The following is a 22,491-nucleotide window of genomic DNA, read 5'->3' as shown; positions in this document are numbered from 1 at the left end:
TTAAACCATGGAAATGCAACAATTTTATTACGATAACAAAATTGTAAAGAAGTTCATCTATGCCAGTATTGTATTTGGCTTAGTAGGAATGTTAGTAGGGCTTTTATTAGCTACTCTTTATCTTTTCCCCAACTTAACAGACGGAATTTCGTTTTTAAGCTACGGGCGATTAAGACCTTTACATACTAATGCTGTAATATTTGCCTTTGTAGGTAATGCCATGTTTGCCGGAGTATATTACTCTTTGCAACGATTACTCAAAGCCAGAATGTATAGCGATTTTTTGAGTAATCTTCATTTTTGGGGATGGCAATTAATTATTGTTGCTGCGGCAATAACACTTCCGCTAGGGTACACTACTTCAAAAGAATATGCTGAATTAGAATGGCCAATTGATATAGCTATTGCTCTAATTTGGGTTGCCTTTGGTATCAACATGATTGGAACCATTATTAAAAGAAGAGAGCGTCATTTGTATGTAGCCATCTGGTTTTACATAGCTACTTTCGTTACGGTTGCTGTGTTGCATATTTTCAATAGCTTGGAATTACCCGTTTCAGCGCTCAAAAGCTATTCGGTTTATGCTGGAGTTCAAGATGCTTTAGTGCAATGGTGGTACGGACACAATGCAGTCGCGTTCTTCTTGACTACTCCATTTCTTGGAATGATGTATTATTTTGTGCCAAAAGCAGCCAATCGTCCGGTGTATTCGTATCGTTTATCCATCATTCACTTTTGGTCTTTAATCTTCATCTATATTTGGGCTGGACCACACCATTTATTATATTCATCATTACCCGATTGGGCTCAAAACCTAGGAGTTGTATTCTCTATCATGTTGATTGCGCCATCTTGGGGCGGAATGATTAACGGATTGCTAACCTTACGCGGTGTTTGGGATAAAGTACGTACGGATGTTGTTTTGAAATTCTTTGTAGTAGCCATTACGGGTTATGGTATGGCAACCTTTGAAGGGCCAATGCTTTCGCTGAAAAATGTAAATGCTATTGCCCATTATACCGATTGGATTATCGCTCACGTGCATGTTGGGGCTTTGGCTTGGAATGGATTTCTAATTTTCGGAATGATTTATTGGTTAATTCCAAGAATGACTAAATCCAAGTTATATTCTGAAAAATTAGCCAATTTCCACTTTTGGATAGGAACTTTAGGAATCATATTGTATGCCTTGCCGATGTATGTCGCTGGATTTACGCAAGCATCCATGTGGAAACAATTTAAACCAGACGGAACATTACAATATGGTAACTTCTTAGAAACAGTAACGCAAATTATGCCAATGTATTGGATGAGAGCCATCGGTGGTACATTATATTTAGTTGGTATGATTGTTTTAATTTACAACATAATTAAAACTGTTAAAGCCGGGAATACTATTGAAGATGAATTAGCTGAAGCTCCTGAATTAACAAAAATTTCTACAGGAAGATTAAAAGGAGAAAAATTTCACCCTTGGTTAGAAAGACGTCCAATTCAATTAACATTATTAGCTACGGTTGCTATATTAATTGGTGGAATTATTCAAATTGTACCAACCATAATGGTAAAATCTAATATTCCAACCATAGCGGCCGTTAAACCATACACACCACTTGAATTGCAAGGTCGTGACTTATATATCCGCGAAGGGTGTGTGGGTTGTCACTCTCAAATGATACGACCGTTCCGATCCGAAGTAGTGCGTTATGGTGATTATTCTAAATCAGGAGAGTATGTTTATGACCATCCATTTCTTTGGGGTTCTAAACGTACTGGTCCAGACTTACATCGTGAAGGAGGAAAGTACAATGATAACTGGCATTTCAACCACATGTGGAATCCACAAAGTACCTCGCCAGGTTCAATTATGCCAGGATATAAATGGTTGTTTACCAATGAAGCCATGGACTATTCATCTACTGAGGCAAAAATGAAAGCCATGCAAACTCTAGGCGTGCCTTATACTGATGCTGATATTGCCAATGCTAAACAAAGTATTGAAAAACAATCGGCAACGATAGAAAAAAACCTATACAATGATCCCGACTTTGTAAAATCGTATGACGATAGCAAGAAAAAAGCAGCTGCCAAAGGGGAAGTTTTTGTACCAATGAAAGATAGAGAAATCGTTGCTTTAATTGCCTATTTACAACGTTTAGGAACTGATATTAAAGTAAAAAATAACAAATAGTAAGCCATGTTAAAGTTTATCAAACATAATTTAGAAACCATTGACGGCGTAGCCATTTATCCAATCATTTCACTACTTATTTGTTTTACTTTCTTTATAGGCTTGTTTATATGGGTTTATACCTATAAGAAAGAAACAATTAAAGAATTAAGTGAATTACCAATTAAAGAATAATTTAAAACAGATTCTCATGAAAAAATTAATTCCTATATATGTACGAGTACCATTGATTTTTGCCATTGTTTTTGGAGCATTGGAATATTTCATCGACTCTGGTAATCAGCCTGCCTTTATTAAATTTCCAATGGTAGGATTATTTTTAGCCGTATTTCTTTTCTTGCTCATCGCTATTGAGATTGTGGTTAGTGCTGTTGATAATGTTACCTATCATTTGCTAACAGAGGAACAAAAAAAACAATTAGACGAAGCACAATCGGTACCATTTACAGAAAGTACATTCTATAAAAACATTTTAAATAAATTAACACGTACAAAAACTATTGAGCAAGAATCAGATGTAATGCTCGATCACAATTATGATGGTATTCGTGAGCTCGACAATGTGTTACCACCATGGTGGGTATATTTATTTTACGGAACTATAATTTTTGGAGCTGTCTATTTAGTCCGCTTTCAGATTATGGATGGTAATAGCCAAGAACAAGAGTTTCAAATGGAAATGCAAGAGGCAAAAGTTGCTGTAGCCGAATATATGAAAACAGCTCCTGATATGATGAGTAAAGAAAAAGTAACATTGTTGACAGATGCCTCGAGTTTAGCAGCAGGAAAAACTATTTATACTACTAATTGTGTGGCATGTCATCGCCCAGACGGTGGTGGACAAATTGGTCCAAACCTAACCGATAAATATTGGATTCTTGGAGGTGGTATTAAAAATGTCTTTAACACGTTGATGGAAGGTGGAAGAGACGGAAAAGGAATGGTTTCTTGGAAAGCGTCTATCAAACCATCTGACATTCAAAAAGTAGCTAGTTATGTGCTTTCATTACAAGGTTCTAATCCAAAAGACCCAAAACCTGCGGAACCAGAAGCAGTTGAATGGAAAGAAGAAAGGGTAGCTGCTTCTCTGGATAGCACAAAAGTTGCAGTAAAATAAAACAGCACTTAAAATAATAAAGACATGTCCGATTTGAATGATGATGATTTTAGAGATAGCATAAGTACTATTGATGCGAAAGGAAAAAGAGCTTGGATTTTCCCAAAAATTCCAAAGGGGATATTGTATGAACGCAGAAAATGGGTTAGTTACTGCTTGTTATTGTTCTTAATTTTTGCGCCTTTTATAAAAGTGAATCATCATCAATTAATGATGTTTAATGTTTTAGAAAGACGGTTTAACATATTTGGATTTCCTTTTTGGCCACAAGATTTTCACATCTTTGTGATTGTAATGATTATTGGAGTAGTTGGACTGGCACTGTTTACGGTAGCTTTTGGACGCATATTTTGTGGTTGGTTTTGTCCACAAACTATTTTTATGGAAATGGTTTTCCGACGAATTGAGTTTTGGATAGACGGTGATAGAGGAGCACAAATTCGTTTAGCCAAACAAGAATGGAATTCCGAAAAAATTAGAAAACGTTTACTCAAATGGATTGTCTTTTTTGTTGTTTCTTTTAGTATTGCAAATGTATTTTTAGCTTATTTAATCAGTAGTGATAAATTATTTCTTCTGATAGAAGATGGTCCTGCTAACAACATCAGTACCTTAATTGCTTTATTGATTTTTACGGCTGTATTTTATTTTATTTACGCTTGGTTTAGAGAGCAAGTCTGCATTATTGCGTGTCCATATGGTAGAATGCAAGGTGTTCTTTTGGATAACAAATCCATCAATGTAACATACGATTATGTACGTGGCGAAAAAGAAATAGGGAGAGCTAAATTTAATAAAAACGAAGACCGAGCTTCAACAGGAAAAGGCGATTGTATTGATTGTAATCTTTGTGTTCATGTTTGTCCCACAGGAATTGATATTCGAAACGGAACACAATTAGAGTGTATAAACTGTACCGCTTGTATCGATGAGTGTGACACGATGATGGAGAATGTAGGTTTGCCTAAAGGTTTGATACGGTATGCTAGTGAAGATGAAATTGTTAAAAATGAACGTTTCAAATTCACGACTAGAATGAAAGGTTATGTAGCCATATTGGCTATTTTGACTGGAGTTTTTGTCGGAATGTTATTCTTGAGAAATGAAGTTGAAGCTACTATTTTGCGTTTGCCAGGGGAATTATTTCAACACAAAGGGGATAAAATTAGCAATATTTATACTTTCAAAATTGTGAACAAAACATCTATTGATTTTGAGAAAGTGCATGTTGAATTATTTTCACCTAAAGGCCAAGTAAAAATGGTCGGTAGTCGCTATTTCAAAGTGCCCAAAGAAGGCATCACCGAAGGAACCTTGTTTATTGAAATTGATCAAGCTCTTTTAGAAAGCGATAAAACGAAATTGCAAATAGAAGTTTATAATGATAACACTTTAATCGATAATGAAACGACTAATTTTTTAGGACCAAGAAGTTTTGATTAAGCAAAAAATAGAAGACATGAAAATTAATTGGGGAACAGGAATCGTAATCGCATTTGCGCTTTTTATGAGTTTCATTTTATACTTTGTTTTTAGAGTACAATCTGATAGTAAATACGATAACGAATTGGTTACAGAAGATTATTACAAAAAGGAAATTAAAGTGCAAAGCGATATTCAAAATACTATAAATGCCAACGAACTAAAAGTTAAGGTAGTAATTATAAATGCTAACGAAGGGATTAGTATTAGTTTTCCAAAAAATTTTGATTTTAATAAAATCAAAGGAAAAGTATCCTTATATAGACCGTCAAACCAAAAACTGGATTTTGAAATTCCAATTTCGCTTTCCAGTCCTGATTTGCTCATACCTAAAAACAATCTGGTTGGCGGTCTATGGGATATTTCTGTAGAATGGAATTATGAAGGTAAAACCTATTTGAATAAAGAAGAAATTTATTTTCAATAGCAAAATCAATTGCAAAATCAATTGCAATAACAATAACAATTTCAAATTTCAAACATCAAATTTCAAACATCAAATTTCAAATATCTAATATCTAATATCTAATATCTAATATCTAATATCTAATGCTTTACACTGCATTACTCTTTGGTTTGATCTCTAGTCTGCACTGCATCGGTATGTGTGGACCAATAGCCATAATGTTGCCAGTTTCAAGAAATAATCCGGCTAAAAAAGTGATTCAAATTATGTTGTATCATTTGGGAAGATTAACTTCATATGCTAGTTTAGGGTTCCTTTTTGGATTATTAGGAAAAGGATTTTATATGGCAGGAATACAACAACAAATTTCTATAGTTGTTGGCCTACTAATGATAACCATAGCTATTATTCCGGAAAGAGTATTTGCTAAATATAACTTTTCAAGACCCGTATATACTGTCATTTCTAGAGTGAAAACGAATTTGGGTAATCAATTCAAACGAAAGTCACCAGATGCTCTATTTACTATAGGTTTGCTTAACGGTTTATTGCCATGCGGATTAGTATATGCAGCTTTATTTGGTGCAATTGCAATGCAAAATGTTAGCTTGAGTGTATTCTATATGTTGCTTTATGGTATAGGAACTATTCCGTTAATGAGTGTAGTTGTCTATGTAGCAAACTTTTTGAGTATTCCATTTCGAAACAAATTACAAAAGGCAATACCTGTAGTTACTGTTGTAATCGGAATTCTTTTTGTGATGAGAGGTATGGGTTTAGATATCGCTTATGTATCACCAAGTAATATGCATTTATTTATTCAGGCTTCTGCCAATTGTCATTAATCAATATTAAAATAAAAATAACAAACAATGGAAAAACACGATTTATTACACGAGTTTCCTGAACTTCAGGATAAAATACATGAGTTGAAAATATCTGATGCTCATTTTAGAAAACTTTTTGACGAATATCATGAAATAGAACATCAGATTCGTCGAATAAATACGGGTTCTGAAATCGCAAATGATAAGTTTGTTCATGAATTGAAAGCAAAGTTATTATTTAGGAAAGACGAAATATATGCTTATTTAAATAAGTAATTATTTTGTTTCATTTACAATAAAAAACCACGTGAATTAGGTGGTTTTTTATTGTAAACAATTTATACTGTCATCGAAAACAGTTTTGTCTTTGGAGCATTTCGTTTCAGTCGCAAGTCAAAAGCCATGCAAATATTACGCACAAAAGGTTTTCCTTTTTCTGTTACAATTAATGATTTTTTTCTAATAACAATTAAACCATCATTTTCCATTTCAGAAAGTTGTTTGATTATTTCGGGCAGTTCTTGAAAATAACTTTCTTCTTCGTCCCAAGAAGTCCTAAATTGGCACATCAAATTAAGAATGTGTTTTCTTATTTTAAGATCTTCGTCATTCAAGATATGCCCTCTAAAAATAGGTAACTCATTTAGTTTTAAACGATGATGGTAGGCTTCTAGTTCTTTTTCGTTTTGAGCAAAAGCATACCAACTATCACTGATAGCTGAAACTCCTAAACCAATCATTAATTGCGTTTTTGAGGAAGTATATCCCATAAAATTACGATGAAGTTTTCCGTCTTTAAATGATTTGTACATAGAATCTTCCTCTAATGCAAAATGATCCATTCCTATTTCACAAAATCCTTTTTGAGCTAATAATCTTTTTCCCACTTCATATAACGCTCTTTTTTCTTCGTCTTTGGGAACATCTTCATCTTTAAAACCACGTTGACCATTTCCTTTAATCCACGGAACATGGGCGTAACTATAAAAGGCTAATCGGTCAGGAGAAAGCGAATTAGTTTTTTCAATAGTGTCAATGATGTGATCTAAAGTTTGAAATGGCAATCCAAATACTAAGTCATGTGATATCGAAGTATAGCCAATTTCTTTTGCCCAAAAAGTTACTTTGGCTACATTATGAAACGGTTGAACTCTATGAATAGCAGATTGAATTTTTTCTGAATAATCCTGAACACCAAAACTTACTCTCCTAAATCCTAAGTCATATAATTTTTGTAAATGTCCTCTAGTAGTATTGTTGGGATGGCCTTCAAAGCTAAATTCATATTGGGTAGCTTTTTTTGCATTTTTTAAAATTCCTAAAATAAGGTGCTCTAAATTCTCTGGCGAAAAGAATGTGGGCGTTCCTCCACCTAAATGAATTTCTTTGATAATTGGGGTAGTTTCAAATAAATCACAATATAGTTGCCATTCTTTTATTACTGCCTCAATATAAGGATGTTCTACTTCATTTCTTTTCGTAATGCGCTTATGACATCCACAAAAAGTACATAAACTTTCACAAAAGGGAAGATGAATGTATAAACTAATGCCTTCTGTAGTGTTACTTTCCTTAAAGCTCTTTATCAAACTTTGTTTCCATAACGATAAAGTAAGACTATCTTCATCCCAATAGGGAACAGTGGGATAGCTGGTGTATCTTGGTCCAGGAACATTATATTTTTGGACTAACGACATGGTTTTAATGGTTAATTTAAAACAAATGTATTTAGCTTCAATTGGAAATTAAATGATATTTATCATATAAAAAAAAGAGCCTCAGTAGTGAAGCTCTTTATATTGATTGTACCTACTTTTATTTACCAGTTTCTATAGCAGGAGCAGCTTCTAGCATTTCTATTTCAAAAATGATATTAGCGTTAGGCGGAATTACATTTCCGGCGCCTCTTTCTCCATAGCCCAATTTTGATGGAATGTAAACAATTGCTTTATCTCCAAAATTCATCATACTTAATCCTTCAATAAATCCAGGAATTAAACCGTCTTTTTTTCCATATTCAAAAGGAAAAGGTTGGTAACCGTTTTGTTTGGCTCTGTTTTCGTCAAACTTTCCATATTCTTTATTTACACTCTCGTAACTACTGTCAAATAAAGAACCATCTTCTAAATAACCCGCATAGTGAATAAATACATTGGTACCTTCTACTGGTTTTTTACCTGAACCAGCTTGAAGAATTTTAAAACGAACACCACTTGCAGTTTCTGTTGCAGTTGCTTTTGTGTCTGCTAAATATTTAGCCTTTGCTGCAATTACGCTACCATATTTAGCAGTGTATTCTGCTTTCTTTTGTAACTCAATTTCCGCTTGTTTTTTTTGAGATTCAGCAGCAATAGCTGCGTCTTTTGCATCATCACCAGCTTTGTTGGCCATATAATCTGCAAAAGTTTTTGGAGCATCAAATTTCTTTGCTTCTGCACCTTTTCTAACAATGGTTATTTTGTTGATAATGTCATCTTGTACAATTTTATTGACCACATCTTGTCCAGTGATTACATTACCAAAAACTGTATGTTTCCCGTCTAACCATGGTGTTTCTTTGTGGGTTATAAAAAATTGAGAACCATTCGTTTTTGGTCCTGAATTTGCCATGGATAGAATTCCAGGACGATTGTGCTTTAATTCAGTAACAAACTCATCTTTAAAGGAATAACCCGGTCCGCCAGAACCATTTCCTTGTGGGTCACCACCTTGAATCATAAAATCGGGAATAACTCGATGGAATTTTAAACCATTGTAAAACGGTTTTCCTTTTAATTTTTCGTCGGTTACGGAGGCATTAGTTCCTTCGGCTAATGCGATAAAGTTGGCAACGGTAATGGGTGTTTTTTTGTATTCTAATTGAAGAATAATTTTTCCTTTTGAAGTTTCAATCTCTGCAAATATTCCTTGGTCTGCTGGGGTAGCCGCTACAGTTTTTGCTTGAGGTTTTGTTGATTTTGATACAGGTTTTTTAGAAGTTTGTGCAGTGGCACTCATCATACCAATACAAACCAAAAGGAGAATGTTGAATTTAATTTTACTCATGATTTAATTACTATTAGTTATTTATTATAATTTATTTTTTAGTGCTACTTCAAAAATTAAGTTGGCATTAGGTGGAATGACATTCCCAGCACCTTGTTCACCATACCCAAGGGTGAAAGGTATAAAGAAAATCGCTTTCTCGCCAATTTTTAATTTACTCAATCCTTCAATAAAACCAGGAATCATTCTATTAGAACCCATTACATAAGGTAAAGCAGCATATCCATTTTCTTCAGCTCTTTGTTCGTCATATTTCCCAAACTCTTTGGCAACATTGGCATCGCTAGTGTCAAAAAGTGTTCCATCTTCTAAAAAGCCGGAATATTCAATATAAACTGTTTCTCCTTCTTTAGGTTTATCTAGTGAAGACTTTTGTGTAATATTGAATTTTAATCCTGATGAGGTTTTAGCAGCAGATGAATTCAGCTTATTGAAGTATGTTAATTTTTTTTTAATTACTTGTTTGTATTTTGCTTCATACTCCTTTTTCATTTGAGCATCTAATGCTGCTTGCTTTTTTTGATTTTCTGTTTCAGTTTTGAAATAATCGTTAAATACTTTTATGGCATCAAATTTCTTCACTGCTTCACCTTTTCTGATGATTGTAACTGATTTAATGATATCGTCTTTAACAATAGAATTAGCAATTGTCATTCCATCACCAATGACACATCCAAAAACAGAATGTTTTCCGTCTAACCATGGTGTTGGAGCTAAAGTTATAAAAAACTGACTACTATTAGTATTAGGTCCAGAATTTGCCATTGATAAAATTCCAGGTTCATTATGTCGTAGCTCTGTGATTTCATCGCGGCATTTATAGCCAGCATCACCAGAACCATTGCCTAAAGGATCTCCAGTTTGAATCATAAAATCTTCTGAATCACCATTGGTTTTAGAAATAACTCTATGAAATTTTAAGCCATCAAAAAATGGCTTTCCTTTAAATTCTTCGGTTACAAATTGATTTTTTCCTTCGGCTAACGTAACAAAATTTGCTACCATTGTAGGCGCTTTTTTATAGTCGAGTTCTGCAATTATAATTCCTTTGGAAGTTTCAATTTTAGCATATAAACCATCTTTTAGGTCTTTATATTCGTCCTTGCATGAAGTTAGAGAAAGCAAAAGAATGCTAATTATAGTAGAAATTTTTTTAGTCATTTTTATTCAATTAATTTTCTGTTTGTATTATGTTTTCAGCCTTTACTTGTGGCTTAAAATCATTTAATGTTACGGTGCAAATAATAGGTTCGTTTGAATTAATTCGTTTGGTATCACCCCGATATCCAAATGCCATGTGAGATGGGAAAAGAAAGGTTACTTTTTCGTTTTTACGCATTAACTTTATACCGTCACGCAAACCCATCATAATATTTTGCTTGTCAACAACATAAGTTTGTGGCCTCAATTCTACTTCCGAATATACTACGTTTCCTTTCAAATCCATGATTTCATAATCAAATTGAGCCACATCTCCTCTTTTTGGTCGTAACGTATCACGTTCATTTTTAGAAACATAATGAAACCAATATCCCTTTTTAGAAGCAAAGTATTGTATTTTTGGATTGCTCTTAATTATCGAATCAATTCTACCTTCTTCACCAGCAATTAATTTTTTATTTCGCTCTGCCGATTCTTTCATAAATGTTCCGGAAGAACGAGATATTGGCATACGAGCTTGTTGCTGCTTACAACTTAATAAAGTGATAAAAGCAAATAGTAACAGTATTGTTTTGGATATGTTATTCATGTACTAAATGGTTATTTTAGAAATTAAATCTTCAAATTTATTTAATGTTGCTTTCATGCTTTCATATGATTTTCCACCAGCTGCATTAATGTGTCCACCGCCATTAAAGTGTTCTCTAGCAAATTGATTGACATCAAAACTACCTTGAGAGCGGAACGAAATCTTGATAATATTTTCTCCCGAAGTTTCGGGACTATGTTCAATAAAAATAGCTGCTAAATGAATGCCTTTTATGGTTAAACCATAATTTACAATGCCTTCTGTATCGCCTTTTTCATAATGGAATTCATCCAACTCTTTTTGTGTAAGCGAAGTATAAGAGGTTTTATATTTTGAAAAAACTTTCATGTTTTGTAAAGCTCTTCCAAGAAGTTGCAATCTGTTAATGGAGTTGTCGTCAAAAAGCAGATTGTGAATAGCACTATTTTCAATACCTAAATCTATCAATTCTGCTACTATTCGGTGAGTTGTACTTGTTGTTGAAGGAAAACGAAATGAACCAGAATCAGTTGTTATTCCAGTATAAATGCAGGTTGCTATTGTTTTGTCAATCAGTTCTTTTTTATCTAAAAAAGAAATAAAATTATAAATCATTTCACAAGTAGAACCAATAGCAGTATCCGAATACGTATAGGTTGCGTATGTATCTGGTTTCTGATGATGATCAATCATAATCATCGGAACCGAAAGTTTATTTAAAACTTGTTCCATTTCACCCGTTCTATGCAAAGCATTAAAATCTAATGTAAAAATGAGTTCAGCATCATTCAAGATTTTAGTGCAATTTTCCTTGTCATTTTCATAAATCAAAACGGTTTCTGAACTCGGTAACCACGCTAAGAAATTTGGAAAATCATTTGGAGAGATTACGATAGGTATGTGATTCAATTTTAAAAGAAAATGATATAATGCTAATGTTGATCCCATTGCATCACCATCGGGGCTTCGGTGCGGAATTATGGCGATTTTTTTTGGAGTTGCCAATAAATTTTGAATGGCAATAATAGCATCTTTTTTCATAGTTGGCGAATGTACTAAAAAATGATATAAAGTGTACTCTGATTAAGGAGAATTTAAGTTTTATTTGGACAATGAAAGTCCCATCCAAACTGCAAAAAGTCCCAAAACAATACTTAACGCAATATACCCAAAAGCCAGGAGTGAATTATTGCTTTGAAACAGATTGTAATTTTCCATCCCAAAAGCAGAAAAAGTCGTATAACCACCACAAAACCCAGTAATTAAAAACCATTTTAAGTTGCTTTCTTCGAGTTGATTTTTTGCTAAAATCCCTATAAATAGGCCAATTAAAAAACATCCTAAAAAATTGGTGATAAAGGTTGCTATTGGGAAATGATTCGACCAAAATTTAGAAACAAAAACAGTAGTTAGATAACGAAGTACGCTTCCCAAAGCGCCACCAATTGCTATATATAAAATCGTTTTTAGCATTTTTGAATTAGGAATTTAGATTTTTTCTGTTTCGATTAATTGAATTATTTATTTTGGGAATTATTTTTTTGGGTTTGCCATTGAAATCGTCATTGCCATTGAAATTATTTTTTTTTGGCAGACTTGCTTCTTCTGTTTTGCTCGATGGTTCTATTAGCTTGTTTAATTGAATGATTTCATCTGTGGTTAATTCTCTATAACGACCAACGTGTACATCCAAAGAAATATTAATAATTCGAGTTCGTTTTAGTGCCGTAACTTCATAATCCAAATACTCACACATGCGTCTAATTTGTCGATTCAAACCTTGAGTTAGTATGATTCGGAATACATTTTTACTAATTTGTTCTACGCTGCATTTTCGAGTAACCGTATCTAAAATAGGAATTCCATTACTCATTTTTTCGATAAATCTATCCGTAATTGGACGATTAACCGTGACTATATATTCCTTTTCATGATTGTTACGGGCACGTAGAATTTTGTTGACAATATCACCGTCATCGGTCATAAAAATTAATCCTTCACTCGCTTTATCCAATCTTCCAATCGGGAAAATACGTTGGGGATAATTAATATAATCAACAATATTATTTCTAACGTTTTGATTTGTTGTACACTCTATGCCTGCCGGTTTATTAAACGCTAAATAAATGGGCTTTTCTCTTTTTTCTCGAACTAATTTTCCATCTACACGAATTACATCATCTTGAGAAACTTTAGCTCCCATTTCTGGGACAATTCCGTTAATGGTAATTCTACCTTGTTCCAATAGTTTATCGGCTTCCCGACGCGAGCAAAAGCCTGATTCTGAAAGAAATTTATTGATTCGAGTCCGATTGATTTCCATCTCGCAAATATAACATAATTTGAGAATACTTTTTCTTGATAACTCCGTTGATAAATTACGTTCAAAATACAGAAAAAAGGTTTGTAGGTTTTAAGTTTTTGTTATTTTTACCGATATGAAGATACAAGGTAAACTAATTATAATTGGTGGAGCTGTTGACAAAGGCAGTTTTACCGAGACAGATTTGGACAAAAGCGCTCCAAAAAATTTAAATTTCTTTGAAGAAGGAATTTTAAAGAGAATAATAAACGAATCGAAAAACAAAGAATTATCTAGAATTGAAGTGATTACCACAGCTTCAAAAATTCCCAGAGAAATCGGCCCCGAATATGTAAAGGCATTCAATTATCTAGGAGCCAATAATGTAGATGTTATTCATATCGAAAGAAGAGAGCAAGCCTCTGAAAATGAAGTATTGGAACGATTGAGAGCTGCTGATGTTGTCATGTTCACAGGTGGCGATCAATTGCGATTAACTTCTATTCTTGGTGGAACGCTCTTTGATGAGATTCTTATTACCAAATACCGTACTGAAGATTTTGTCTATGCAGGCACTTCGGCTGGAGCCGCTGCAGCTTCTAATAATATGATTTATCAAGGCAGTAGCCATGAAGCTTTATTAAAAGGTGAAGTAAAAATCACTTCTGGTTTAGGACTTATTGATGATGTAATTATTGATACTCATTTTGTACAAAGAGGAAGAATAGGTCGATTGTTTCAGGCTGTTGTAGGCAATCCTAAAGTATTAGGAATTGGTCTTGGAGAAGATACCGGTTTGTTGATCACCAACGGAAGACAAATGGAAGCCTTAGGTTCTGGACTTGTAATTTTAGTGGATGGTAGAGAAATTAAAGACACCAATTTAACGCAAGTAGAACTAGGTCAGCCCATCTCAATCAACCATTTGGTTACCCATGTGATGAGTAAAAATGATACTTTTGATTTGGATACGTTTAAAATGACCATCAAATCTTCACAATATGTATAAAAGTTTGTTGTTTATAGTTTGTTGTTATAACGACAAACTATAAACCATAAACCATAAACTTCACAACAATGAAAATCATTATTCACGGTGGATTTTTCTCGGAATCAGCAACCAATCATGAAACGAAAGTTGCGAAACAACAAGCGTTACTCCGTATTGTTAAAGATTCATATCACTATTTAAAAACCCATTCGGCTCTAGAAACAGTTGTTTATGCCGTTTCTATGTTAGAAGATGATGCGTTGTTCAATGCCGGAATTGGTTCCCAAATTCAGAGTGATGGAAAAATAAGAATGAGTGCTTCTTTAATGGATGGTTCTACCTTAAAAATGAGTGGCGTTATTAATATTGAAGAAGTTAAAAATCCGGTTCAAGTGGCTCAAGTTTTATTAAATTATGACGATAAAGTATTGGGTGGAAGCGGTGCCACTAACTTTGCTCGCGAAAATGGTTTTGAAAAATTCTCTACCGAAATTCCGCAACGAAGAAAGGAATATGAAGCAAAATTAGCCGCAACCCGAATAGGAACTGTTGGATGTGTCGCTTTCGACAATGACGGAAAAATTGCCGTAGCCACTTCTACAGGAGGAAAAGGGTTTGAAATTCCAGGTAGAATATCCGATTCGGCTACCGTGGCCGGAAATTATGCAAATGAATTTTGTGGTGTAAGTTTAACAGGCGTCGGTGAAGATATCGTAAGTGGTGCAGTAGCGGCAAAAATTGTAACTCGAGTTACCGATGGATTTTCGTTAGAAAAAGCTTTTGAAAAAACATTTAGTGAATTACTTCCTTTTGATGGCTTTGCAGGAGCAATAGCTATTGACAACAAAGGAAACGTTTTTCATCAAGATTCGCATCCAAGTATGGTTTTTGCCAGTTTTGATGGTGAGAACGAGGAAGTTTTTGATTAAAATTTCAAAAGAACTACTGTAATAGAAAAATAGCCCCGACCTGTCTGCCGTCAGGCAGGTTGAAACTAGCTGCCGTGCAGCGTGGAAGGCGGGTCGACTAGTCTGAGAAAGACAGACGAAGTGCTCCTTAATAAAAAATCCCATCGTTGAATGGGAATTTTATTTTTAAAATTTTCATTATAAGTGAATCACTTCTCCATAAGCATCGGCAACCGCTTCCATAACGGCTTCACTCATGGTTGGGTGTGGATGGATTGCTTTTAGAATTTCATGTCCCGTTGTTTCTAATTTACGAGCGACAACAGCTTCGGCAATCATATCGGTAACGCCAGCACCAATCATATGACAGCCTAACCATTCGCCATATTTCGCATCAAAAATTACTTTTACAAATCCGTCTGGAGTTCCAGCAGCTTTTGCTTTTCCAGAAGCTGAGAATGGGAACTTTCCGATTTTCAATTCGTATCCTTTTTCTTTGGCTTGTTTTTCGGTTAAACCCACAGAAGCAATTTCGGGTGTTGCATAGGTACAGCCAGGAACGTTACCATAATCAATAGGTTCTACATGCAGACCTTTTATTTTTTCAACACAATTTATTCCTTCTGCTGAAGCAACGTGAGCCAAAGCCTGACCTGGAGTTACATCACCAATAGCGTAGTATCCTGGAATAGTGGTTTGCGAATAGGCGTCAACCAGAATTTTATCTTTGTCGGTCGTAATTCCAACTTCTTCTAAACCGATGTTTTCGATATTTGTTTTAATTCCGACAGCGGAAAGTAAAATATCAGCTTCAATTGTTTCTTCGCCTTTAGCCGTTTTTACAAATGCTTTTACACCTTTTCCTGATGTGTCGATTCTTTCAACCGACGAATTGGTCATTACAGTAATGCCCGATTTTTTCAAAGAACGCTCAAATTGTTTTGAAATATCTTCGTCTTCTACTGGAACCACATTAGGCATAAACTCCACTATAGTAACTTCTGTTCCCATGGCATTATAAAAATGCGCAAACTCCACTCCAATAGCACCCGAACCTACAATAATCATTTTCTTTGGTTGTGATGGTAAGGTCATCGCTTGACGGTAACCAATAACTTTTATACCATCTTGTGGCAAGTTTGGTAATTCACGAGAACGAGCACCAGTTGCTATGATAATGTGGTCTGCTGAATATTCCGTAACTTTTTTAGTAGCATCGGTAACGTCCACTTTTTTTCCTGGTTTAAGTTTTCCAAAACCTTCGATTACGTCGATTTTATTTTTTTTCATTAAAAATTGAACCCCTTTGCTCATCCCGTCGGCAACGTCTCTAGAACGTTTTACCACTGCAGCAAAATCTTTATCAAATTCTTTAATGGTTAATCCATAGTCTGAAGCGTGTTTTAGGTAATCAAATACTTGAGCCGATTTAAGTAAGGCTTTTGTTGGGATACAGCCCCAATTTAGACATACGCCTCCCAAACTTTCTTTTTCAATAACAGCTACTTTAAAACCTAATTGCGAGGCTCGAATTGCTGTAACATAACCACCTGGACCACTTCCTAAAACAATAATATCGTATTTCATTTTTTGAGTATTTACTTGTTATTTGAAAAAAATGCAGTCGCTTCGCTCGTGTCATTTTCTCCTGTTTATTTCGTTATTTGTGAAAATGCAGTCGCTTCGCTCGTGTCATTTTCTCCTGTTTATTTTGTTATTTGTGAAAATGCAGTCGCTTCGCTCGTGTCATTTTATGTAAAAAATTCTTAGATTAATTGCGTCTGCGAATTTATGGATTTATTTTGAAAATTATTCTACTTCAGTAGCAAACTGTGAATCGTATAATTTTTTATAATAACCGTCTGTTTTATTTACTAATTCTTGATGAGATCCTTCTTCTACAATTTGCCCTTTATCCATCACAATGATTTTATCCGCATTGATAATGGTAGCCAAACGATGTGCAATTACTACAGAAGTTCTACCTTTGGTAATAGTTTCAGTTGCTTTTTGAATCAATTCTTCGCTGTAGGTATCAATAGAGGAAGTGGCTTCGTCTAAAATTAAGATACTCGGATTACAAACATACGCTCTAAGAAATGCTATTAATTGACGCTGTCCTGAGGAAAGCATTACACCTCGTTCTTTTACATCATAATCATAGCCACCAGGTAAGCTTTTGATAAATTTATGCACACCAATTTCTTTAGCCGCATTAATTACTTGTTCTCGAGAAATTGAAGTACTGTTAAGTGTAATATTATTGTGAATGGTATCCGCAAAAAGGAAAACATCTTGCAAGACTATTGCAATTTGCATGCGGAGACTTTCCAAAGTAAAATCATTGATGTTTTGGTCATCGATATAAATTGTGCCGGAATCTATTTCATAAAATCGATTTAATAGATTTATAATTGTTGACTTTCCAGCACCAGTTGCACCAACAATTGCTACCGTTTGTCCGGCCTTGACTTTTAAATTGATGCCTTTTAATACTTCTTCTTTCTCGATGTAACTGAAGCGAACATTTTCAAAAAGTATGGTTCCTTTAAAATGCGTTGCTGTTTTGGTTCCGCTTTCTTGAACATCGCCGTTGGTATCCAAAATGTCAAAAATACGATTGGCAGCAATCATTCCCATTTGCATTTCATTAAACTTATCCGCAATTTGACGCAGCGGATTGAACAACATTCCGATAAACATAGTATACGAAAATAAATCGCCAAATGTGGTAAACTTGTCTCCATCAATTATATGAAATCCACCATAAATTACGACTCCAGCAAGTACAAACGAAGAAATGATATCGGCAATGGGGAAGAAGATAGAGTTGTAAAAAATAGTTTTTATCCAAGCTTGATTGTGCTTCTGGTTAATTTCTTTGAACTTTTCAAATTCGATGTTTTCACGATTAAAAAGCTGCACAATTTTCATTCCCGTAACCCGTTCCTGAACAAAAACATTGATGTTATTCACCTGAGTCCTTACTTCTTCAAAGGCAATTTGCATTTTACGTTGAAAAATTCTTGTGAAATAAATAAGAATCGGCATGGCTACAATAACAATCCATGTTAATCGCCAATTCATATAAAACATAAAAAATAGGACTACAATCATTTTTAATAAGTCACTAAAAATCATGAATAATCCTTGACTGAAAATACGGGCTATCTGTTCGATATCAGATACAGAACGAGTTACCAACATTCCTACGGGTGAATTATCAAAATACTTCATTCTGAATGTAAGTATGTGTTTGAATAATTTAGTTCGGATATCTTTTATGATATCTTGTCCCAACCAATTGGCCCAATACACAAAGTAAAACTGAGAAAGCACTTCAAATAATAACACAATCCCCATTAGCGTTACATAAAACAATAGGCCATGTTTGTCCATTGGTCTTATATACTCATCTACCGTTTTTTTCAATAAATAAGGGCGAAGCGCAGCAAAAACAGAAAGCGCAATGGCGAAGAAAATCACACTATAATACCTGAATTTATAAGGTTTAGCATATTTTAGTATTCTCTTGAACAGCTTGGTGTCGAATGCTTTTGCTTGCATTTATTGTAGGTAATTGTATTCTATTTTCGTCAGATATAAGCCCTGAGCAGGTACAGAAAACCCTGCCTGACTGCGGTTTTTGCTTTCAATAATTTTTTCAAAATCGATTATATTAATTTTTTCTGTACCAACCGAAATCATTGTTCCCACAATGGCGCGCACCATATTTCGTAAAAATCGATCTGCGGTGATGGTAAAAATAATTTTATTTCCGATTTGGCTCCAATAAGCTTCAAAAATAACACAATTGAAAGTTCTCACGTCGGTATTTACTTTAGAAAAACATTCAAAATCATTATGGTTATAAAGAATAGCACAGGCTTCATTCATTTTTTCAATATCCAAAGGCTGATTAAACTGATAACTTCCTTCATTCTCAAAGGCATCTTTCTTAGTGTGAATGTGATATTCATACGTTCTTTTGATGGCATCAAAACGAGCATGACTTTCGTCATCAACTTTGAAGATAGTGTAAATTACAATGTCTTTGGGTAAAAAGGAATTGAGTTTGTGAACCAATTGTGGTGTGTCAATTTCAGTTTCAAAATCAAAATGAGCGAACATATGTTTGGCATGCACTCCGGTATCTGTTCTGCCAGCACCAACAATATCAATGGTTGCGTTGAGTAAAATGGATAAGGCTTTTTGGAGTGTTTCTTGAACAGAAATGGCATCAGGTTGCATTTGCCAACCATGATAGTTTGTTCCTTTATATGCTAATTCGATAAAATATCTCAAGGTGTATAGGTGCCAAATTTAAGTCGCAAAGTTACAAAGAATTTGTATTGAGAAAAGGGTAAAGTTTTTAGTATAAATTTGCAACTTTAAATAATTTAGATACTGAAACAAGTTCAGCATAAATGAAAAAAATCCTTCTTCTTTCAGATACCCACAGTCACATAGACGACAAAATATTGAAATATGTTCAACAAGCAGATGAAGTATGGCATGCAGGCGATATTGGCGATTTGAAAGTATCTGACACTTTAAAATCGCTAAAGCCTTTGAGAGCGGTTTATGGCAATATAGACGACGATAAAGCGCGCATGGAGTTTCCGTTACATAATCGATTTTTTTGCGAAGACGTTGCTGTTTGGATAACCCATATTGGTGGTTATCCAGGAAAATACAATCAAAGTATTAGAGCCGAACTACAGAACAATCCGCCAAAGCTATTCATTTGCGGACATTCACACATTTTGAAAGTGCTGTTTGATAAGAAACTGAATTTATTATACATGAACCCAGGTGCTTGTGGAATCTATGGTTTTCATCAGGTTAGAACAATGTTGCGCTTTGAAATTGATGGGGATAAAATTCAGAATTTGGAGATTATTGAATTGGGTAATAGGGGTTAGTCTTCGCTATCTTTTAAAGAAATACGATTACCATATTTTTCAAAAAGAATTTTTACATTATCTCTAATTAATGTGCCATCGTCACCAACAACTTTATTTTTATACAAAATTTCTAATAAAGTCTTCAGCGATTGTTTGATTTCAATAGTAGTATTTAATCCAATAAAAACGGCACGAAAGTAAGTGCCAGGTCTTCTAGGGTCTGTAAGATTGTCTAAAAAAATAATTTCTTTTCCATCCAAATTGCTAATAGAACATTCTTCTTTAAAAATACCACAGTCGCTAACTTTTAAAAAGGGCTTCTCATCAACATAAGCTATGTTGTCTTTAATTTTAATTTTTTGAGCAAATGTAAATTGTGCACTTATTGAAAGTAAAATCCAAAAAAGAATAGCTTTAAAATAATTCATATCTATTTATATGTTTGAAATGTAAATATAGAAATTTCAAACATCATTTGCATCAGAATCTCCATCAGAAAATATTGAAGCATTTTCGTTAAAATGTTCTATTACATCTTTTTCATCTTTAAGATTTCGTCGAATTAAAAAAATAATAATCAAAATCCCCATTAAGAGTACACTACCAATAATAATCCAATTTACTTCCATACTATAAAGTTTTTGTAAAATTAATTTAAGGATACTATTTTACACTATCTAGGAATGTTATTAAATGGTTATATGTTCGTTCTAAAAAAAGAAAAGCACCGTTTTAAATTGCTTTCTTTTCTAACGATTAACGTAACTTTAAAACTAAAAACAATAACTATTTTCTGCCACTAACTTAGCAGTAATGGTTTCTCTTAATCCAACGATATTTGGCATGTTGGTATATTTTGTAAAACGACGTAAACCCATTAACATCATACGTTGTTCGTCACCTTCAGCAAAAGAAATAATACTTTCTTTTCCTTTTTGAGTAACCACATCTACTGCTTTGTATAAGTATAACTTGGCCATTGCAATTTGCTCCTTCACTTTGGCTTCACCTTCTTTTTTGGCTAACTTTTCTGTTCTAAGAATGGTGCTTTCTGCCATATAAATTTCAATTAAAATATCGGCAGCAGCCATTAATAATTGTTGATGTCCATCTAAATCAGGACCATATTTTTGAACCGCACCACCAGCAACCATAAGGAATGCTTTCTTCAATCTTCCAATTATTTCTTTCTCTTCTGAAAATAATATAGAATAATCTGGAGTGTCAAAGGACGGAATTCCCATTAATTCTTCTTGCACTTTAGAAGCTGGGCCTAATAAATCAATATGGCCTTTCATGGCTTTCTTGATTAACATTCCCACCGATAACATTCTATTAATTTCGTTGGTGCCTTCATAAATGCGCGCAATACGAGCATCACGCCAAGCGCTTTCCATTGGTGTATCTTCCGAGAAGCCCATTCCACCATAAATTTGAATTCCTTCATCGGCACAATTTTGAACATCTTCGGAAACAGCCACTTTTAGAATAGAACATTCGATTGCAAATTCTTCCACACCTTTTAATTCGGCTTCTTGATGCGATGTTCCTTCAGCTTCACGCAATTGGATTCGGGTTTCAATATCTTTTGCAGCGCGATACGTAGCACTTTCTCCCGCATACGCAGAAGTTGCCATTTCGGCTAATTTATATCGAATAGCTCCAAATTGAGAAATAGGAGTGTTAAATTGAATTCTTTCGTTAGCATAATTCACAGCATTAGAAGTTACTCTCCGCTGTGCATCCAAACAAGCTGCTGCTAATTTTATTCGACCAACATTCAAAGCATTCATCGCTATTTTAAATCCGTTTCCTCTTTCAGACAACATGTTCTCTACAGGCACTTTAGTGTCTGCAAAGAAAACCTGACGTGTAGAAGAAGCGCGAATTCCCAATTTATGCTCTTCTTCGTTCATCGTAATTCCATTGTTTGAATCATTTTCTATAATGAAACCTGTAATGTTTTTATCATCACCTATTCTGGCAAAAACGATAAACACAGAACAAAACCCTGCGTTAGAAATCCACATTTTTTGACCTGTAATTTTATAATGCGTTCCATCCTCCGATAAAACAGCTTTTGTTTTTCCGGAATTGGCATCAGAACCAGCTCCCGGTTCCGTTAAACAATACGCGCCAAACCATTCGCCTGAAGCCAATTTAGGTACGTATTTTTGTTTTTGTTCTTCGGTTCCATATAATGTAATTGGCATGGTTCCGATGCCGGTATGTGCTCCAAAAGCAGTTGAAAACGAACCTGTTGCTCCCGAAATATGATCGCAAACCAAGCATGTGTCTACGAATCCCATTCCCATTCCACCATACGATTCAGGAACAGCAACACTAAGAAAACCCATTTCGCCAGCTTTACGCATTATTTCTTCTGTAAAGGCGTAATCTTTCTTTTCAAAACGGTCTTTGTTAGGCCAAATTTCTTTGTCCACAAATTCTTTTACGCTGTCGCGCATCATGATTTGCTCTTCTGAGAAATCTTCTGGAGTGAAGATATCTTCACATTTGGTTTCTTTTACGAGGAATTGTCCTCCACGGGTTATATCGCTCATTGTACTGTTATTTTAAATTTTG

23 protein-coding genes are annotated in these 22,491 nt (G+C 34.4%); 10 read left to right on the top strand and 13 right to left on the bottom strand.

Annotation, left to right across the window (positions count from 1 at the left end):
* Window positions 1–7: 7 nt before the first annotated feature.
* The 7 genes from ccoN (at window position 8) to ACIQ2L_RS05225 (ending at window position 6,299) form a co-directional block, all read left to right on the top strand.
* Window positions 8–2,191, top strand: coding sequence for a cytochrome-c oxidase, cbb3-type subunit I (gene ccoN, locus ACIQ2L_RS05255; protein ID WP_396157063.1), 2,184 nt, complete (start codon window positions 8–10; stop codon window positions 2,189–2,191).
* Between the two features lie 6 nt (window positions 2,192–2,197).
* The gene (locus ACIQ2L_RS05250) at window positions 2,198–2,365 is read left to right on the top strand and encodes a CcoQ/FixQ family Cbb3-type cytochrome c oxidase assembly chaperone (RefSeq protein ID WP_396157062.1); all 168 of its coding nucleotides are present in this window, start codon (window positions 2,198–2,200) and stop codon (window positions 2,363–2,365) included.
* A 16-nt stretch (window positions 2,366–2,381) separates the two neighbouring features.
* Window positions 2,382–3,308: a cbb3-type cytochrome c oxidase N-terminal domain-containing protein gene (locus ACIQ2L_RS05245; RefSeq protein WP_396157061.1), complete on the top strand. Its 927-nt coding sequence runs from the start codon at window positions 2,382–2,384 to the stop codon at window positions 3,306–3,308.
* Between the two features lie 24 nt (window positions 3,309–3,332).
* On the top strand, window positions 3,333–4,751 hold the full coding sequence (gene ccoG / locus ACIQ2L_RS05240) for a cytochrome c oxidase accessory protein CcoG (RefSeq protein ID WP_396157060.1): 1,419 nt from the start codon (window positions 3,333–3,335) through the stop codon (window positions 4,749–4,751).
* A 16-nt stretch (window positions 4,752–4,767) separates the two neighbouring features.
* Window positions 4,768–5,217: a FixH family protein gene (locus ACIQ2L_RS05235; RefSeq protein WP_396157059.1), complete on the top strand. Its 450-nt coding sequence runs from the start codon at window positions 4,768–4,770 to the stop codon at window positions 5,215–5,217.
* A 122-nt stretch (window positions 5,218–5,339) separates the two neighbouring features.
* The gene (locus tag ACIQ2L_RS05230) at window positions 5,340–6,041 is read left to right on the top strand and encodes a sulfite exporter TauE/SafE family protein (RefSeq protein WP_396157058.1); all 702 of its coding nucleotides are present in this window, start codon (window positions 5,340–5,342) and stop codon (window positions 6,039–6,041) included.
* A 27-nt stretch (window positions 6,042–6,068) separates the two neighbouring features.
* Window positions 6,069–6,299 carry a YdcH family protein gene (locus tag ACIQ2L_RS05225; RefSeq protein WP_396157057.1) on the top strand — a complete coding sequence of 77 codons (231 nt, stop codon included), beginning with the start codon at window positions 6,069–6,071 and terminating at the stop codon, window positions 6,297–6,299.
* Window positions 6,300–6,361: 62 nt separating this feature from the next.
* On the opposite strand, the gene hemN is transcribed toward ACIQ2L_RS05225, so the two are convergent.
* From hemN to rluF, 7 genes are all read right to left on the bottom strand, one after another.
* The gene (hemN, locus tag ACIQ2L_RS05220; RefSeq protein ID WP_396157056.1) at window positions 6,362–7,720 is read right to left on the bottom strand and encodes an oxygen-independent coproporphyrinogen III oxidase; all 1,359 of its coding nucleotides are present in this window, start codon (window positions 7,718–7,720) and stop codon (window positions 6,362–6,364) included.
* A 118-nt stretch (window positions 7,721–7,838) separates the two neighbouring features.
* Window positions 7,839–9,059: a peptidylprolyl isomerase gene (locus tag ACIQ2L_RS05215; RefSeq protein ID WP_396157243.1), complete on the bottom strand. Its 1,221-nt coding sequence runs from the start codon at window positions 9,057–9,059 to the stop codon at window positions 7,839–7,841.
* A 33-nt stretch (window positions 9,060–9,092) separates the two neighbouring features.
* Entirely contained in the window at window positions 9,093–10,229 is a 1,137-nt protein-coding gene (locus ACIQ2L_RS05210) for a peptidylprolyl isomerase (RefSeq protein WP_396157055.1), read from the bottom strand.
* A gap of 10 nt (window positions 10,230–10,239) precedes the next feature.
* A complete protein-coding gene (gene gldI, locus ACIQ2L_RS05205) occupies window positions 10,240–10,818 on the bottom strand; it encodes a gliding motility-associated peptidyl-prolyl isomerase GldI (protein ID WP_396157054.1) in 579 nt (192 codons plus the stop codon).
* Between the two features lie 3 nt (window positions 10,819–10,821).
* On the bottom strand, window positions 10,822–11,838 hold the full coding sequence (locus ACIQ2L_RS05200; protein ID WP_396157053.1) for a bifunctional oligoribonuclease/PAP phosphatase NrnA: 1,017 nt from the start codon (window positions 11,836–11,838) through the stop codon (window positions 10,822–10,824).
* A gap of 60 nt (window positions 11,839–11,898) precedes the next feature.
* Window positions 11,899–12,270: a fluoride efflux transporter CrcB gene (gene crcB / locus ACIQ2L_RS05195; protein ID WP_396157052.1), complete on the bottom strand. Its 372-nt coding sequence runs from the start codon at window positions 12,268–12,270 to the stop codon at window positions 11,899–11,901.
* A gap of 7 nt (window positions 12,271–12,277) precedes the next feature.
* On the bottom strand, window positions 12,278–13,120 hold the full coding sequence (rluF, locus tag ACIQ2L_RS05190) for a 23S rRNA pseudouridine(2604) synthase RluF (RefSeq protein WP_396157051.1): 843 nt from the start codon (window positions 13,118–13,120) through the stop codon (window positions 12,278–12,280).
* A gap of 115 nt (window positions 13,121–13,235) precedes the next feature.
* Between rluF and ACIQ2L_RS05185 the strand changes: the two genes are divergently transcribed.
* On the top strand, window positions 13,236–14,108 hold the full coding sequence (locus tag ACIQ2L_RS05185; protein WP_396157050.1) for a cyanophycinase: 873 nt from the start codon (window positions 13,236–13,238) through the stop codon (window positions 14,106–14,108).
* Between the two features lie 68 nt (window positions 14,109–14,176).
* The gene (locus tag ACIQ2L_RS05180; protein ID WP_396157049.1) at window positions 14,177–15,019 is read left to right on the top strand and encodes an isoaspartyl peptidase/L-asparaginase; all 843 of its coding nucleotides are present in this window, start codon (window positions 14,177–14,179) and stop codon (window positions 15,017–15,019) included.
* Window positions 15,020–15,196: 177 nt separating this feature from the next.
* On the opposite strand, the gene lpdA is transcribed toward ACIQ2L_RS05180, so the two are convergent.
* The 3 genes from lpdA to truA form a co-directional block, all read right to left on the bottom strand.
* Complete coding sequence (gene lpdA, locus ACIQ2L_RS05175; protein ID WP_396157048.1) at window positions 15,197–16,585, bottom strand: dihydrolipoyl dehydrogenase; 1,389 nt, start codon at window positions 16,583–16,585, stop codon at window positions 15,197–15,199.
* Between the two features lie 222 nt (window positions 16,586–16,807).
* Window positions 16,808–18,565 (bottom strand): ABC transporter ATP-binding protein, encoded by a 1,758-nt coding sequence (locus ACIQ2L_RS05170; protein ID WP_396157047.1) that lies wholly within the window; start codon window positions 18,563–18,565, stop codon window positions 16,808–16,810.
* Window positions 18,566–19,303, bottom strand: a complete 738-nt coding sequence (gene truA, locus ACIQ2L_RS05165) for a tRNA pseudouridine(38-40) synthase TruA (protein ID WP_396157046.1) — start codon at window positions 19,301–19,303, stop codon at window positions 18,566–18,568. It abuts the gene before it with no gap.
* 122 nt (window positions 19,304–19,425) lie between these two features.
* On the opposite strand from truA, the gene ACIQ2L_RS05160 reads away from it, so the two are divergent.
* A complete protein-coding gene (locus ACIQ2L_RS05160) occupies window positions 19,426–19,923 on the top strand; it encodes a metallophosphoesterase family protein (protein WP_396157045.1) in 498 nt (165 codons plus the stop codon).
* On the opposite strand, the gene ACIQ2L_RS05155 is transcribed toward ACIQ2L_RS05160, so the two are convergent.
* The 3 genes from ACIQ2L_RS05155 to ACIQ2L_RS05145 all read right to left on the bottom strand — a co-directional run bounded on the left by ACIQ2L_RS05155 (window position 19,920) and on the right by ACIQ2L_RS05145 (window position 22,469).
* Entirely contained in the window at window positions 19,920–20,333 is a 414-nt protein-coding gene (locus ACIQ2L_RS05155) for a hypothetical protein (protein ID WP_396157044.1), read from the bottom strand. The genes ACIQ2L_RS05160 and ACIQ2L_RS05155 overlap by 4 nt on opposite strands.
* 36 nt (window positions 20,334–20,369) lie before the next feature.
* The gene (locus tag ACIQ2L_RS05150; protein ID WP_396157043.1) at window positions 20,370–20,534 is read right to left on the bottom strand and encodes a hypothetical protein; all 165 of its coding nucleotides are present in this window, start codon (window positions 20,532–20,534) and stop codon (window positions 20,370–20,372) included.
* A 144-nt stretch (window positions 20,535–20,678) separates the two neighbouring features.
* On the bottom strand, window positions 20,679–22,469 hold the full coding sequence (locus ACIQ2L_RS05145) for an acyl-CoA dehydrogenase family protein (RefSeq protein ID WP_396157042.1): 1,791 nt from the start codon (window positions 22,467–22,469) through the stop codon (window positions 20,679–20,681).
* Window positions 22,470–22,491: the final 22 nt, after the last annotated feature.

This window comes from Flavobacterium sp. (assembly GCF_044369455.1).
GTDB lineage: Bacteria > Bacteroidota > Bacteroidia > Flavobacteriales > Flavobacteriaceae > Flavobacterium.
This window is presented reverse-complemented; position numbering and strand designations above follow the sequence as displayed.

Bases quoted from the DNA above. Each gene is read 5' to 3' on its own strand.
- ccoN (WP_396157063.1), top strand. From the start codon at position 8: ATGGAAATGCAACAATTTTATTACGATAACAAAATTGTAAAGAAGTTC.
- ACIQ2L_RS05250 (WP_396157062.1), top strand. From the start codon at position 2,198: ATGTTAAAGTTTATCAAACATAATTTAGAAACCATTGACGGCGTAGCC.
- ACIQ2L_RS05245 (WP_396157061.1), top strand. From the start codon at position 2,382: ATGAAAAAATTAATTCCTATATATGTACGAGTACCATTGATTTTTGCC.
- ccoG (WP_396157060.1), top strand. From the start codon at position 3,333: ATGTCCGATTTGAATGATGATGATTTTAGAGATAGCATAAGTACTATT.
- ACIQ2L_RS05235 (WP_396157059.1), top strand. From the start codon at position 4,768: ATGAAAATTAATTGGGGAACAGGAATCGTAATCGCATTTGCGCTTTTT.
- ACIQ2L_RS05230 (WP_396157058.1), top strand. From the start codon at position 5,340: ATGCTTTACACTGCATTACTCTTTGGTTTGATCTCTAGTCTGCACTGC.
- ACIQ2L_RS05225 (WP_396157057.1), top strand. From the start codon at position 6,069: ATGGAAAAACACGATTTATTACACGAGTTTCCTGAACTTCAGGATAAA.
- hemN (WP_396157056.1), bottom strand. From the start codon at position 7,720: ATGTCGTTAGTCCAAAAATATAATGTTCCTGGACCAAGATACACCAGC.
- ACIQ2L_RS05210 (WP_396157055.1), bottom strand. From the start codon at position 10,229: ATGACTAAAAAAATTTCTACTATAATTAGCATTCTTTTGCTTTCTCTA.
- gldI (WP_396157054.1), bottom strand. From the start codon at position 10,818: ATGAATAACATATCCAAAACAATACTGTTACTATTTGCTTTTATCACT.
- ACIQ2L_RS05200 (WP_396157053.1), bottom strand. From the start codon at position 11,838: ATGAAAAAAGATGCTATTATTGCCATTCAAAATTTATTGGCAACTCCA.
- crcB (WP_396157052.1), bottom strand. From the start codon at position 12,270: ATGCTAAAAACGATTTTATATATAGCAATTGGTGGCGCTTTGGGAAGC.
- rluF (WP_396157051.1), bottom strand. From the start codon at position 13,120: ATGGAAATCAATCGGACTCGAATCAATAAATTTCTTTCAGAATCAGGC.
- ACIQ2L_RS05185 (WP_396157050.1), top strand. From the start codon at position 13,236: ATGAAGATACAAGGTAAACTAATTATAATTGGTGGAGCTGTTGACAAA.
- ACIQ2L_RS05180 (WP_396157049.1), top strand. From the start codon at position 14,177: ATGAAAATCATTATTCACGGTGGATTTTTCTCGGAATCAGCAACCAAT.
- lpdA (WP_396157048.1), bottom strand. From the start codon at position 16,585: ATGAAATACGATATTATTGTTTTAGGAAGTGGTCCAGGTGGTTATGTT.
- ACIQ2L_RS05170 (WP_396157047.1), bottom strand. From the start codon at position 18,565: ATGCAAGCAAAAGCATTCGACACCAAGCTGTTCAAGAGAATACTAAAA.
- ACIQ2L_RS05160 (WP_396157045.1), top strand. From the start codon at position 19,426: ATGAAAAAAATCCTTCTTCTTTCAGATACCCACAGTCACATAGACGAC.
- ACIQ2L_RS05155 (WP_396157044.1), bottom strand. From the start codon at position 20,333: ATGAATTATTTTAAAGCTATTCTTTTTTGGATTTTACTTTCAATAAGT.
- ACIQ2L_RS05150 (WP_396157043.1), bottom strand. From the start codon at position 20,534: ATGGAAGTAAATTGGATTATTATTGGTAGTGTACTCTTAATGGGGATT.
- ACIQ2L_RS05145 (WP_396157042.1), bottom strand. From the start codon at position 22,469: ATGAGCGATATAACCCGTGGAGGACAATTCCTCGTAAAAGAAACCAAA.